Origin of the sequence: Eubacterium ruminantium (assembly GCF_900167085.1) — a bacterium.
Classification (GTDB): domain Bacteria; phylum Bacillota; class Clostridia; order Lachnospirales; family Lachnospiraceae; genus Eubacterium_Q; species Eubacterium_Q ruminantium.
In genome coordinates, this window is the sequence record NZ_FUXA01000003.1 from 67,945 (window position 1) to 82,312 (window position 14,368).

The 14,368-nt window shown below is 35.6% G+C and carries 11 protein-coding genes; 1 reads left to right on the top strand and 10 read right to left on the bottom strand.

The window, feature by feature from the left end; all coding sequences use genetic code 11:
- Window positions 1–32: 32 nt before the first annotated feature.
- The 5 genes from B5D25_RS00315 to B5D25_RS00335 form a co-directional block, all read right to left on the bottom strand.
- Window positions 33–515 carry an HD domain-containing protein gene (locus B5D25_RS00315; RefSeq protein ID WP_078785757.1) on the bottom strand — a complete coding sequence of 161 codons (483 nt, stop codon included), beginning with the start codon at window positions 513–515 and terminating at the stop codon, window positions 33–35.
- Window positions 508–1,932 carry a bifunctional folylpolyglutamate synthase/dihydrofolate synthase gene (locus B5D25_RS00320; protein WP_078785758.1) on the bottom strand — a complete coding sequence of 475 codons (1,425 nt, stop codon included), beginning with the start codon at window positions 1,930–1,932 and terminating at the stop codon, window positions 508–510. Before B5D25_RS00320 ends, B5D25_RS00315 begins: the two co-directional genes overlap by 8 nt.
- Window positions 1,933–2,001: 69 nt before the next feature.
- Entirely contained in the window at window positions 2,002–3,483 is a 1,482-nt protein-coding gene (locus tag B5D25_RS00325; protein ID WP_078785759.1) for a polysaccharide deacetylase family protein, read from the bottom strand.
- A gap of 156 nt (window positions 3,484–3,639) precedes the next feature.
- Complete coding sequence (locus tag B5D25_RS00330; protein ID WP_078785760.1) at window positions 3,640–4,011, bottom strand: hypothetical protein; 372 nt, start codon at window positions 4,009–4,011, stop codon at window positions 3,640–3,642.
- Window positions 4,012–4,024: 13 nt separating this feature from the next.
- Window positions 4,025–4,771, bottom strand: a complete 747-nt coding sequence (locus tag B5D25_RS00335) for a glycerophosphodiester phosphodiesterase (protein ID WP_078785761.1) — start codon at window positions 4,769–4,771, stop codon at window positions 4,025–4,027.
- Between the two features lie 312 nt (window positions 4,772–5,083).
- On the opposite strand from B5D25_RS00335, the gene clpX reads away from it, so the two are divergent.
- The gene (gene clpX, locus B5D25_RS00340) at window positions 5,084–6,478 is read left to right on the top strand and encodes an ATP-dependent Clp protease ATP-binding subunit ClpX (RefSeq protein ID WP_078785762.1); all 1,395 of its coding nucleotides are present in this window, start codon (window positions 5,084–5,086) and stop codon (window positions 6,476–6,478) included.
- Between the two features lie 87 nt (window positions 6,479–6,565).
- Here clpX and B5D25_RS00345 read toward each other — a convergent pair whose 3' ends face one another.
- The 5 genes from B5D25_RS00345 to B5D25_RS12795 all read right to left on the bottom strand — a co-directional run bounded on the left by B5D25_RS00345 (window position 6,566) and on the right by B5D25_RS12795 (window position 14,354).
- Window positions 6,566–8,134: an immunoglobulin domain-containing protein gene (locus B5D25_RS00345; RefSeq protein ID WP_078785763.1), complete on the bottom strand. Its 1,569-nt coding sequence runs from the start codon at window positions 8,132–8,134 to the stop codon at window positions 6,566–6,568.
- A 25-nt stretch (window positions 8,135–8,159) separates the two neighbouring features.
- On the bottom strand, window positions 8,160–9,737 hold the full coding sequence (locus B5D25_RS00350) for a hypothetical protein (RefSeq protein WP_078785764.1): 1,578 nt from the start codon (window positions 9,735–9,737) through the stop codon (window positions 8,160–8,162).
- 172 nt (window positions 9,738–9,909) lie between these two features.
- Entirely contained in the window at window positions 9,910–12,195 is a 2,286-nt protein-coding gene (locus B5D25_RS00355) for a ring-infected erythrocyte surface antigen domain-containing protein (protein WP_078785765.1), read from the bottom strand.
- Between the two features lie 152 nt (window positions 12,196–12,347).
- Window positions 12,348–13,559 carry a GH25 family lysozyme gene (locus tag B5D25_RS00360; protein WP_078785766.1) on the bottom strand — a complete coding sequence of 404 codons (1,212 nt, stop codon included), beginning with the start codon at window positions 13,557–13,559 and terminating at the stop codon, window positions 12,348–12,350.
- Window positions 13,560–13,676: 117 nt separating this feature from the next.
- Window positions 13,677–14,354, bottom strand: coding sequence for a DUF6465 family protein (locus B5D25_RS12795; RefSeq protein WP_159444039.1), 678 nt, complete (start codon window positions 14,352–14,354; stop codon window positions 13,677–13,679).
- Window positions 14,355–14,368: the final 14 nt, after the last annotated feature.

Sequence of the window (14,368 nt, forward strand, 5' to 3'; positions counted from 1 at the left end):
ACTTTAATCACCTGTCCTTTAATTCACGTCATTTAATAGATTATTGTTTTATTCTTTTTATTTTCATCCCAATAACATTCATCTTTTGCTTCACACATAAAGCAGTTTCTTGAAAGTTTATCTGCTCTATATAAAACATCCGAAAGGTCACCCTGGGAATCGCTCTTTTTCTTATGCTTTCTGATAGCATTACACATAAGTTCTATCTCTTCTTCAGTGAAGCCGGCTCTTTCCATAATAGGTCTCGCAACTATGGCACCTGCTTCATGGTGAGACATTCCTTCCTTTTCTTCCTTTGAATATCTTCCGATATCATGAAGAAGAGCTGTGCCGTAGATCAATTCCTTATCAAGCCCCAAATTTTCTTCAAGATTTATGATCTCGGCAATCCTTGCAACAGATAATGCATGTCCGAGACTATGCCTGCAGAATATTCTGTCAAACTCTTTTTCTTTTATCATCTCTGATAAGGCACGAAACTGTTTATCCTTAAGAATAGCATCAACCTTATTCATTATCTTTTTCCTTCTTGATCCTTATTATATCACCGATAAATGAAAGCGAACCGCAGGCAATGATCACACTGTCATCCCCCACTTCTTTTGCTAATGATTCAGCTTTATCAACAGCTTCCTCTTCACTTCCGATAAACTCCGCCGAAACTCCTCTTTCATTTATAAGTTCAGCAAGATATTTTCCATCAAGAGCTCTTATACTGCTGCTGGTAATCGTTATCGCATGATACATGTATTTTGTCAAAAGATTAAGCATCTTGTCATATTCTTTATCTTTCAACACACCTATTATAAATATAAGCTTCCTGTTTGTAAAATACTTATTAATATCCGCTGCAAGCCTGATCCATGCCTCTTCATTATGGGCGCCGTCTGCTATAAAAAGCGGCTTTTCTCCAAGTACTGTAAATCTTCCATCCCATTTCGTATCTTTAAGGCCTTCAATCACAGTCTCTCTGTCTATCTTCTTAAGCCCATAACTTTTTGCTATCTGATTAAATGCATTAATGGCTTCTATAGCAGTGATAGCATTCATTATCTGCACGGATCCCACAAGTGAGATACTATAATTATCCCCCTTATAATAAAACGCACTTCCTTTAAGATCCTGGGAAATGACCTTTAATGCTGATCTGTCTGCTTTATAATATTTCTTCAAAGAAACGGATTTTTCTTCTTCCACTGATTCTTTCTCTGTTTCTTTTTCCGTCTCTTTTCCTGTTTTTTCTGTTCTTGCTTCTTTTCTTATTTCTGTTCTTGTTTCTGTTCTTCCGGTATTTCTTGCGAAGTCATCAATGATTTTTTCAACCTCTTCATTCTGAGGATACGAAACCAAAATGTCACCGTCTTTTACTATCCCCAGTTTTTCATTTGCAATACTTTCCAAGGTATTACCAAGAAACTGCATGTGATCAAAACTAATGGAAGCGATAACATCTATAGGAGTTGATCCAAATACATTTGTCGCATCAAGCCTTCCACCCATTCCGCATTCAATCAAAATAACATCGCATTTATTCTTTGCAAAATAATGAAATGCCGCAGCTGTTTCTATCTCGAAAGAAGTCGGACTTCCTGCATTTTCCTCATCCATTTTATTTGTTTCATTTATAACATCAGTCATAATGCTACTGCATTCTTCAGCAGAGATATACTCCTTATTTATCTGCCATCTTTCTCTATATTCGTAAATGGTTGGAGAAATATATCTTCCGACTTTAAGCCCCGCCCTAATAAGCACAGTCTCCACATAGGCCATGATAGAGCCCTTGCCATTGGTGCCTGCTATATGAAATGCAGGTATCTTTTTCTCAGGATTTCCCAATCTCCCGAGTAAATTGATTATATTCTGCAATCCAAGAACACTGCCCATTTTATTTCTTTCTTCTATGTAAGCCACAACCTCGTTGTAATTCATGATCTGCTCCTTTTAAAAGTAAAATATCCTGCAAGTATCAACCGCAGGATATCTTAATATCTTTAGTTTTTATTTATCAAGGTCTCTATGTCTGACCGGTGTTGTATCAGTTGTAAGCGGAAGGATCTCATAACCTTCTGCTTTAAGCTGATCGATCAGATCCGGAAGAGCTTCTACAGTATTATGATGAGTATCCAGATCATGCATAAGGATAACCGAATCCCCCTCATTGCTTCTGACAAATCCCATAACATTCTGATTAAGTTCTTCAGGTGATATATAATACTCTACAGCATCGCCATTCTGAGCATTCCAATCAAAATAAATATAACCTTTTTCCTTGAGGTAAGCCGCACATTTCTTCATATCAACCGAAGAAACTTCATTGGAACTACCACCCGGGAATCTGTATAATTTCGCATCATATCCTGTAACATCAAGAAGCAGTTTATGAAGCTTTTCTACATCTTCTTTAAATGCATCAATGGATGCATAAATCTTATCATAATCATGTGTGTAAGAATGCATTGCAAGTGTATGTCCTTCATCAACGATACGCTGATATTCAGGATAAAACTTTTCGTCTTTTCCTACTACAAAGAATGTCGCCTGAACATCCTTCTCCTTAAGAATATCAAGGATTTCTCCTGTGCAGTAAGATGGGCCGTCATCAAATGTTATATATACCTTCTTACCGTTAAGATTAAGAGGTTTAACCAATTCCTTTGATGAAAGAACACTTTCTTTCTCAACCGCTTCCTTTGATATCTCTTCTGTTGAAGAAGTATCTTCAAGAACGTTTTCCGTAATATCTCTATCTACTATCTGAAGTTCAGATGTATTTCCTGCTTCATTACTCTGAAGAAGGTCATTCTTAACTTCGGAATACATACTTATCTGTTCATCAAGACTCTTTTGATGAAGACTGCCGAACCCGGTATCTTGTCCGCCCGATGGATTATTGTCAGCACTTTCAGCGTCAGCTTTAGTTGCGACTGCCAGGTCATTTTCCTCACTAACCTCTTCGGCATATGCTCTCTTCTTATAATCATCGAGTTCTTTCTCAAGTCTCATGACTTTTACAAAAAGACAGATTGAAATAACGGTCGGTATTATTATAAGAGCTGCTACTGTAGCAAGGATCATCTTCTTGATCCTATTAACATTCGCCCTGTTAAAACCGACTGATTCTTCATCCTGATCATCATCGTCATCATCCTGGTCGTCATCAAAATCTTCATTTAAGTCATATCCTGAACCATTATCTCTGACAGTATGATTTCTTTCCACAGTATCTCCGGATTCAAGATCTTTTCTTTCATCCTGACGTTTACTGCCGAAACTTTCTTTATCAGAATTGCTCTCTGAAGAATCATCCAAACTACTGTCCTCACTGCCTGATGTATCGATTGCATGAGTCTTATCTGTTGAATCTGCATCTCCCGCATTTTCAACCTTATCCTCAATCTCAACATCTTTAACTGTATCAACAGCCTCAGCCTTATCTTCAGATGCAACTTTTAAATTGTATCTTTTTCTTCTTTTGTCCATATCTTGTGCCTCATTTATATTAAACGCAAAATAAGCGAATTGTCCGTAAAATAGCGGAAATGCGTCACTTTTCAGCGGCGCATTCCCAATTATAATTTTATTCAACAGCTTTGTCAACGACCAAACGTATACTTTTTTGCTGCGTGAAAATTCTTATTATTTCTTCTTTTTTACCTTAAAATAACTTTCTGTTTTCCCTATCATCTCATCATATTGTTCATACATCTTTTGAACACTGTTTTCCAAAAGATAATAATGTGCACAATACGGAATGAGAAGCACAAATAATAAAATGATAAGCGGAATTATCTCAAGCTTACCTGTGGCAATAACCGTCATAATACTTATGACTGTACATACAGCAACAAGAGCAAATACAATAAGATGGATCAATCTCTCGTGAGCAAAAAAACTTATCTGATCCAAATGCTTTTTGATCACCTTATCCCAGTGCTCTTTATCATTCGAATCATCATTCTGTAGTATATCGTCTATATAATCCAAATATGCTAATATTCGTCTCTTCATAATCTATGCCTCTCTATAAACTATTACCTATAGCTTTCTTTCTTACATAGAGAGCAGCATCCGGTTTATCTGTGATAATACCGTTCACTCCCATACGAATATATTTTAACATTTTTTTCTTATCATTAACAGTCCAAACAAGTACAGGACATCCTTTTTTTCTCATCCTTCTTAAAAATGTATATCTTACCAGATGTTGGGCAGGCGAGATAAAATCGGCATGAGCAGCCCTAATACGTTTCTCAGGATAATAATCCTTAAGCATACGCCAAAACTTCGCATGTTTCTTTCCTATAAGAAGGCCCGTTGTGATATTACTGTCCAGTTCTTTGACTTTTCTTATAACCTCATCTTTAAATGATTTTACGGAATATTCATCATAATCAGCATTTTCCTGAAGAAGTTTAACTATCTTTTCTTCATAACCCGTTTCTTTGACTTCAACGTCCATCTTAATCTTACCATGGCAAAGTTTAACAACGTCGATAAGTCTCGGGATCTCGAAACCTCTTTCTCCCGCTGCCTTGACCATATCCTCGTAATTCTGCCATGCTATAGGCATCTCATTGAAAATACTGTCATGGAAAACCACCAGTTCTTTGTCTCTTGTTTCTCTAACATCAAATTCAACCATATCAGCCTTAAGTTTGATGGCAAGTTCAAAAGATTCCATTGTATTTTCTCTGCTGGCAAGAAATGAAGCGCCTCTGTGAGCTATTATTTTTGTTTTTGATTTCTTCCCGTTTAAAAACTGTATCACGATACATCCCCTTCTTAATTAATACAAAAAACTGTAAAAATATAAAACTCTTTTGCCTCTTTTTCACAAATCTAAATATATTGTAATACTTTTTATTTAATATTCAATTATCTAAAACTTACAAATCTTTATCTTCATCCGAAAGTATGACCATTAAAATTACCATGACATTTTTTCGGTTCAATTTTCTTATGATTAAATATTACTAATTTATTTTTATCTCCGCTTTTGATATAATGACAAGCAGATTATAAATATCATTTTTCGTTCCGACAAACCATAATATTGTCGGATACATTTTAGGAGGATTAAATGCCAGATAATATAAACAACAATAATAATGATGATGAATTCGAAAGATACTGTTATATGTGTCGAAGACCCGAATCCGAAACAGGCAAATTAATCGGTATGGCCGAAAATTTGTATATTTGTCCGGACTGTCTTCAGAAAGCATTCAACAGTCTCAGTAATAATAACTTCCAATTTATGGACTTTTCTAAATTTCCGGGATTCGATAACATGAACACATTCATGAATATGAACAATATCCCTAATTCGCAGAAAGTCAAAAAAAGGAAAGAAAAAGACGAATCAAGTGAAGATACCGATAAAAAGGATGAGGATGATTTCGCCAATCTTACATTAGATAAGATACCTGCACCTCACAAGATCAAGGAAATGCTTGATGAATACGTTATCGGACAGGAATATGCCAAGAAGGTCATCTCGGTAGCTGTATATAATCACTACAAAAGAGTTCTTACCAACACTATGGACGATATCGAGATTGAGAAATCAAATATGCTCATGATTGGCCCTACCGGTTCCGGAAAAACATATATGGTAAAAACCATTGCAAAGCTTTTAAATGTACCGCTTGCCATAACCGATGCTACTTCACTCACTGAAGCCGGCTATATCGGTGACGACGTAGAAAGCATTTTATCTAAGCTTCTTGCTGTTGCGGGAAATGATGTTGAAAAAGCCGAAAAAGGTATAGTTTTCATAGATGAGATTGATAAGCTCGCCAAGAAAAAAGAAACTCATTCAAGAGATGTAAGTGGTGAAGCTGTTCAGCAGGGTCTCTTAAAAATTCTTGAAGGAGCTGATGTTGAAGTCCCTGTAGGTTCCGGCAGTAAAAATGCCATGACACCTACAACAGTTATGAACACACGAAATATATTATTTATCTGTGGTGGTGCTTTCCCGGATCTTGAAGAAATAATCACAAACCGACTTACCAAAATGTCTTCTATCGGTTTTGGTGCAGAGCTTAGAGATACATATGAAAATGATCCTCAGATCCTCTCAAAGGTTACAAATGAAGATCTTAGAGCATTCGGAATGATACCTGAATTTATCGGAAGACTTCCTGTTATTTATACTCTTCAGTCACTGGATAAAGACATGTATGTTAAAATACTCAAAGAGCCAAAGAATGCTATACTTAAACAGTATAAGAAGCTTCTTGCTTTAGACGAAGTTGATCTTCAATTTGATGATTCAGCTTATGAAGCCATCGCAGATTTGGCCATGGAAAGAAATACAGGTGCAAGAGCTCTCAGATCCATCATAGAAGAATTCATGCTTGATATAATGTATCAGATTCCAAGAGACGACTCCATTGGATGCGTTGTAATAACCGGGGATTACATAAATAAAAAAGGATCACCTATTATTAAACTCCGTGGAACCGATATATAAACAACCTGCAAATCGTCAATAAGAATATAATTCAAAAAACCGGGAAGAATGCTCTTCTCGGTTTTGTTTTATGATATGAATTTTTATTTACTTTACGGTAAGTGTAACAACGTTACTTATAGCCTTATAATCCCCATTTGTAACTATACATCTGTACTTAAATCCATTCATTCTCTTCTCAGCCTTAAATGTCAGCTGTTCGGTTGTTCTACCCATGGCACCACTATTTTTCCAGGTTTTTCCATTATCCTTACTTATCTGCCACTGATAAGTCACACCATTGTATCCACCACCTTTAATATTGAAATTAACAGTTTTACCGACGGATACAGACTTCGATACAGGATTATTAACGATTATATCCCGTACTTCTTTAGCATCTAATGAAAACGGCTCGGAAACAACCTTGGACTTAAGACCATCGAATTCTATATAATCAATCCTCCTAAACTTAACTCCAATATATTTTGGCAATGCAGGAATACTCATCGTATAATCATGATTGTCATCATTATCATCACAGTTCGTCCAAGTACCATTTTTATACATTTGCCAAACATATTTAGATACATTTCTACTACTACTGCCAAAATCAACATTATCACCATAAAAAATCTTATCTTTCTTAAAAGCATTGATGCTTTTATCTTTCACGGCAACTTCTACGTCATGACCATAAAAAACAATTCCGTTCCTTTTATATTTAGGTCTGAATAACCAACCGTTCATATAATCTTTAACAATTATATATATATAATGATCGCCACCATCTTTACCCTCTTCATCAACCTGTTTACTTTTACTTACTTGCCATGTTTTGCCACCATCTTTACTATATTCCCAAATAGTTTTATCAGCAATAACCCCTAGATTATATGCACGCACAATATCTCCCGGTCTGCCCACTACACCCACGGATATAGAAGAGTAATCAAAATGACTTTGTATCGTATATATATGTGTATATTCTAACTCAGTTGTGTTATATACTTTGCAACGATAATAGAGATCCTTATACTTTGGAGTTGCATATGTTGTCAAACGATTTGTTTTATTACCCGTTGCTGAGCTGTTACTCCATGATCTTCCATCGTCGTGACTAACTTCCCATTGATATTTTATATTCGGTCCTGTAGCTGCTGTTGTAAATACTACTTTTTCACCATATGCAGCATATTCATAAAACAATTCATTATCCGAATTTATAATAATCTTTGAACCATTCGCAATATCTGCTTCATCTTCAGGTATTACTTCTATATTTTCTTTTTCTTCATATACATCTTGGGTGATCTTATCTTCTGATATATCATTTGTAACTTCCGTATTATTTACAGCTTCTGATTTTTTCTCTGTACTTACACAACTATCGGGAACTTCAACTGAATCTTCTGTAATCTCTTCAATATTATCTTCAGTTACATCCTCTGTAACATTCTCACTAATTTCTTCTGATACTTCATTATACGTATTTTCTTCATTTATTTCTTCTGAGGTATCATTTATAACTTCCTCCGAGGTTTCTTCGGTTACTCCTTCAGTTCCGGCTTCTTCGGCAGAAACATAATTAAGAGGATTACTAAATACACATCCAACCATTAATGCTGTAATAATAGCTTTTGAAACTATTCTTTTTTTAATACTTTTTCTATACATATATAACTCCTTCACTAAATGTCAACTATTTAACAGTTAAATTTGCCGGTTTAGAATATGTTGTAATATCTCCATTTTTCACAGCACATCTATACAAAAATCCATTCATTCTTTTTTCTGCTTTAATTGAGACTTTTGTATCTTTATTATAAGCCGCATTACTATTAACCCAAGTTTTTCCGTTATCTTTACTTACCTGCCACTGACATTTAGCTTCCCGTCCCCCGACTTTAACACTGAAATTAACCGTTTTCCCGGCCTGAGTTGTTTTTGAAACAGGCTGGCTGATTACATTAGATTGTGTTTTTAATGTATATGCTTCGGCATCATAATGCTTTGTACCATTCTTCATAACTACTACTGCTCTATATTTTTTTCCATTATTTTTTGACGTTGCTAAAATTTCAATGGTACGCCCGTTATCGAAATCTGGTTTTATCTTACTGTTAACCCATTTTTTTCCATCAAAATATTGCCAAATAACATGTGAAAACTCATCTCCATATGATCCGTCTATGCTCAAACTAATATAATCACCATAGAATTCTGCCCCGGTACCGAATACTTTTCGCTTAAGTAATTTCAACTTATATGGCTTCGAATACTCCGTTACTCTATTTCTTGTAGCTTTAAGACGATATTCCCATCCGTCCATATCTGTTCTCATAACATACTCAATACAACATAGCGCATCTCCACCAAAACTTGTATCTTCTTCTAATACATGTTTATATTTACTCTTTTTCCATGTTTTTCCGTCATCTTTACTTACTTGCCACTCGTATTTAGTTTCTTCCGGTACATCAACTTCTAATTTAATATGAGATTTTACACCCGAAGGGTGTTCTATACCATAATTAGCCCCACCTCCTATAAGGCTGCTTCCGCTAATCGACATTCCTCGTGTATAAACAGCTTCATTCGAATTATATACTTTACATCTATATTTTATTTCCTTATCATAGGCGCATTTAACTATAACCTTAATTGAGTTTGTCTTATTACCCTGACACGTACTATAATCCCAGGTTGCTCCACCATCTTTACTGTACATCCATTGATATTTAAGATTATTTTCTCCTATGGTATCAACTCTTAATTCCGCTACATCGCCCACATTAGGAAAAGGCCTTTTGTTTACCCATACTAAATCTGCAGTAATTGTATTTCTTGTATCAACTTCAGCCTCATCATCAATCTGTATATCAGTTGCCTTTACAGGTTCTCCGCCCTTTCTAACACCTGATAAATTATCATCTGTATTTTCTGTTTGATCTGCTTCTTCCTGAGCATTTTCTTCAGAAGTTTCTATGATAGTTTCATCATTAATAGAATCTTCACTTTGCTGTTCTGATGCAGTATATACTTCTTCATCCTCGTCCCCAGATTCGTTTGTTGCTTCTTCAGCTGCTGTTTCTTCAGCTGCTATTTCTTCAGCTGCTGTTTCTTCAGCTGCTGTTTCTTCAGTTGCTACTTCTTCAGTTGCTACTTCTGCTTCTTCAGCATGTACTGTACTTACAGAATTTCCAAATACACTACCGATCACAGTTGCCGCTGCAACAGTACCTGTCAGCACCCTTTTCCTCAAATCCTTTTTTCTCATTTTTTTCACCTTTAACCTTTACTTTTTATATATATAATCGGTTAACCGATATATTATTTCTAATAATCCGGCTAACCAATTAATCTCTGACTTAAAAGTTCCCCGTTATCCAGCCTATCAACAAAACTCTTCAAAGCATTAATATAACGGGGAACTAACACAATTATTTTATTTAGAAATTAGAAAGTTTTAAAACAAACATATCATCCTGAATATCATCTGTAGATAAATAGTTAAGACATTCATTTCTAAGATTCTTTATCATTTTGAGTGCTTTATCATACTTTCCACCAAGAGATGCCATGAGAAGCATTACAACAAAATTAGCACTTAAGAACTGATTTCCAAGACTGTTCGGTATTAAGAGAACATTTCCCGCCTGGGTATACAGTTTTTCAACCTCCTGATAAAAATCTCTCTTTCTTTGTCTTAGTCCATCAAATGTTATCTTCATATAATCATCAGGGAAAAAGCCATCATAACACATGATTATCTTTTTCTGAACCCCAACCGGAATCTTATTGACCGGTATTTCATCAGGCTTAAATGATTCAAGACATGATATCATAATCGTATAATCTATGAGGCTTCCGGTTTTATCAAACTTATCTTTAAGAATCTGATTATAATTATAATAAATAAATCCATTGAGTTTATGAGCTATCTTGATCTTATCCTCATCACTCATAAATTTGACGATATCAACAATTCTGTCAAACTGTCTATTATCTTCTTCTCTGCTATATACGTAGTCGATAGCGAATTTATCAAATGAAAGATTGAAGACTCTGGCTTCCATATCATAAAATCTATTGTCTACAGAAGTAGTTTCTTCTGTTTCTTCTGTTTTGTCTACTATCACTTCTGACTCGGCAGTTTTTTCTACCTCGTCTACTATTACTTCAGAGTTATCAGTAACCTCTGCAGATTCTGATAAAGATTCTCCGAGAACTTCTTTAACAATATTTTCTGCCATTTCATCAATACTAGCATCTGAAGTATCCGAATCAGCCATTTTGTATTTTTCTTCATAAAGCTTCTGGGCTTCTTCCATAATTTTCGCCCATGCATCATCAGCATTATATGAAACCTGATCTTCACCGCTTGTTGAATCAGAAATACTGTCTTCAGCATCAAGAAGATCTGATAAATCTTCAACCAAATCTGATGAACTAATTGATTCAGCCGAATTATCAGTAACTACAGTTTCAACCTGGGTTTCCGATGCAACCGGTTCTACCATTACGAAATTAACATTTGTATTATCTGTCTCTTTCTCTTCAATGTTATTCTCTTCAATGTTATTCTCTTCAATGCTTGTCTTTTCTGCTTCATCCTTTGCAGAAGCATCGGATTTATTTTCACCATTTATCTGTGATAATGGTGCATCATCTGAGAAAAGTCTGTCACTGAATGACATTCTTTCTGATGATAATAAATCATCGATTGAGATATCGGCAGGCTCTTCGTCCTTTACCGGTCCTCTTACTTCATCGATAGATTCTTTCAGTAGTTTTGAAACGCTGTCATCACCCTTGAGAGAATATTTTGGTTTTTCCTCAGCCACCTTACGGTTAATAGGTCTACCATTCTTCTCATCTCTGACAGCTGCAGCTACTAGATTAACGAGACTTTCAACTTCTTCATCAGATGAAGAATCTATATCAGCCTCTTCATTACTGTCTTTAATTATCTTTTCATCAACTTCAATCTTCTGAGAAACATCTCTGAGGCCATTTCCATTTTCATAAGAAACATAATTCTTCTCGACTTCCTCATAAAGATTTTTATATGTTCCTACCAGGCAGTCTTTAGTGAAAATCTTCTTTGGATTTTCTTTAAGTTCAACAATAAATCTGTAATCCTGAATAATAACAACGCTGACAAAGAATAAAACCGCAAACAGCATCTCGATAAATACCGCTACAGTCATTGCTGATTCCTTAACGATATTCGGAGTATACTTGAGCATATTCTTGTCTATTCTCATAAGTACGATGTAACGAAATACAGGAGCAATACATGATACAAGAAGTGGAATAACACATGTTATCCTGTCCATACCGTACCAGACAAATGATACTCCCATAAATATCAATGCAAGTACAACACCAACAGTCAGTGCTAATACTCCTGCGAATCTGCCTCCGGTATTCTTTATACGTCCGATATAAAGAATTAAAAGTGAAATGCAATTAATTGCACTCATCAATGAATATATGCCTATTGCATATGTACTATAAACTTCTTTCTCTTCATGATTTGTAAAAAATAAGTAACCGATAAATGCTACACAAAGAATTCCAGAAAGATGACTTAAAAACTCAAAAAATTTTAAAGCTCCCGACTTATATACATTATCGGAAAATATTATCATCAACTGGCTTACCAGAAAAAACACGCCAAGCATATACATGACTATCTTGGCATTTTTTTGAAAAGAATTCTCCCTTTCCACTTATAACCTCCCCCTGATCAAATACAAGATTTGCTACAGCGATTCCAATCTATATTCTACTATGTAATTACCCCCAATGTCAAATAATATAACCAATTTTAGACACGATTTTAGTATAATTTGACCAATAAAATCACAAGACAAGAATTATATCACTTCATTTCATATTTATCTTTGTAAAGAATATTCAGATCCACATCTCCGTCTATTCCATCAATACGTCCCGTACATCCATGCTGCCACATAAAAAAGTGTCCTGAATATGATGTTTCGGATGTATAATGCGCAAGCCATACCGGCTGATCATCATTATATTTCCAGATACTTTCAAGATAATATTTGCTTCCGTAAAGGCAGGCTTCATAGCCCCTATTTTCCAGTTCTTTTGCAAATAATTTAAAGTTAGTATTTATGTCATGGATATTCATGTCATATCTTTCGAAGTCATAAAAATCTTCCCAGTCATATGCTATCGGCAGATTCAGTTCATCATCACCAAGAACTGTCACAAGATAATCAACGCTATTTCTGATTTCTTCTGCATTTTTCTCTTCAGCATGCCAGTACACACCCACCTTAAGCCCGGCTGCCTTTGCACCGGCTATATTTCCGATATAATATCTGTCGGTATATAATTCGCCGTCATCATATCCACCGAGTCTTATATAAACAAATTCACATCCTGCTGCTTTTACAGCATCAAAATCAACAGCATCCTGCCATCTGGAAATATCTATTCCAACAGCACTATTATCGGTTTTGTAATCATTTATAAAATCAGAAAACTCCTCCTGATAACCGCTATATACATTTTCATCTTCAGTAATACTCGAAACAACATTAAGCTCCATTGTCTCGGATGAGCTATGGCCCGCATCATCTGTTATAACGATTTCCAAAGGATATACTCCTTCGACCAAATTATCAAATTCTCCGACAATCTTTATATCAACATCTCTGTCAACGTCATCCGCATATCCGACATGATCATCTATATCGAAATTGTCTCCCACTTCAATAACAGGAGATGAATCAAATGATAAGAAAAATGGTGCATCATTATCTTCATATGTTTCTTCGATCAATTCTTCTGTTGTAATATCTTTATCCTCAGATGATAATCCATTTTTATCACCGGAAGAGTCATTGCCTTCGATAGTTTCTTCGGTAGTTCCTTCTGTAGTTTCCTCGGTAGTTCCTTCCGTACTTATCACTTCAACAACTGAACTGTCGTAAGCCTTATCATTTTTATCTTTCTTTTTGGAAAAAACATCCGGAAAAATGTAAATCATAACAGCAAATATGAATCCTGCCACAAGAAGTATTTCCACGATGATCAAGAACACTTTCTTAAGTCTATCCATTGTAAATCCCCGCACATTAAATCGAAAAAACCCTGATAATACTATAGCCCGAAAACAGTTAGATAAACCATTTTCAGGCTATAATATAATTTATATAACTATTCAGTATAGTTTAATTTACAGATCAAAATCTCCCTTGATATCATCAGCTGTATAATAAACCTTACCTGTTTCAGGCTGATAATATACATTAAGATCCTTTATAGACTTCTTATCAGCTGCTGCAAGTGCTTTTGCAACGATCTCTTCATCTGTGAAATCTCTTCCCTGATACTGAATGCAAAGTGTAACCTTTGTCTTTGATGCAGTCTTCTTAACTGCTGCTTTCTTCTCAGCAACCTTAGCTGTTACCTTCTTAGCCTCAGCCTTTACTGCAGCCTTAACTGTCTCAGCCTTCTTAGCTACTGTTTTCTTAACAGCTTCCTTCTTCTCAGCTGTCTTCTTAGCTGCTGCTTTCTTTGCAGGTGCCTTCTTCTCTTCTGTCTTTACTTCAGCTGCCTTTGGTTCAGCTTTCTTTGCTACAGCCTTCTTAGGCTCAGCTTTCTTTGCTACAGCCTTCTTAGCAGGCGCCTTCTTCTCGGCAGTTTTCTTTTCAGCTGGTTTCTTTTCAGCTGTCTTTGGTTCAGCTTTAACTTCTGCTACAACTTCTTTCTTAGGAGCTTCAACTTTTGTTTCGTCCTTCTTTGCAACTGTCTTAACTGTTTTTACTACATCGTCCTTCTTCTCCTCAGCTGCCACTTTAGCTGCTGCTGCTTTGGCTGCGAGGTCCTTTGCGCTAGTCTTCTTAACTGCCATTAGATTTTCCCTCC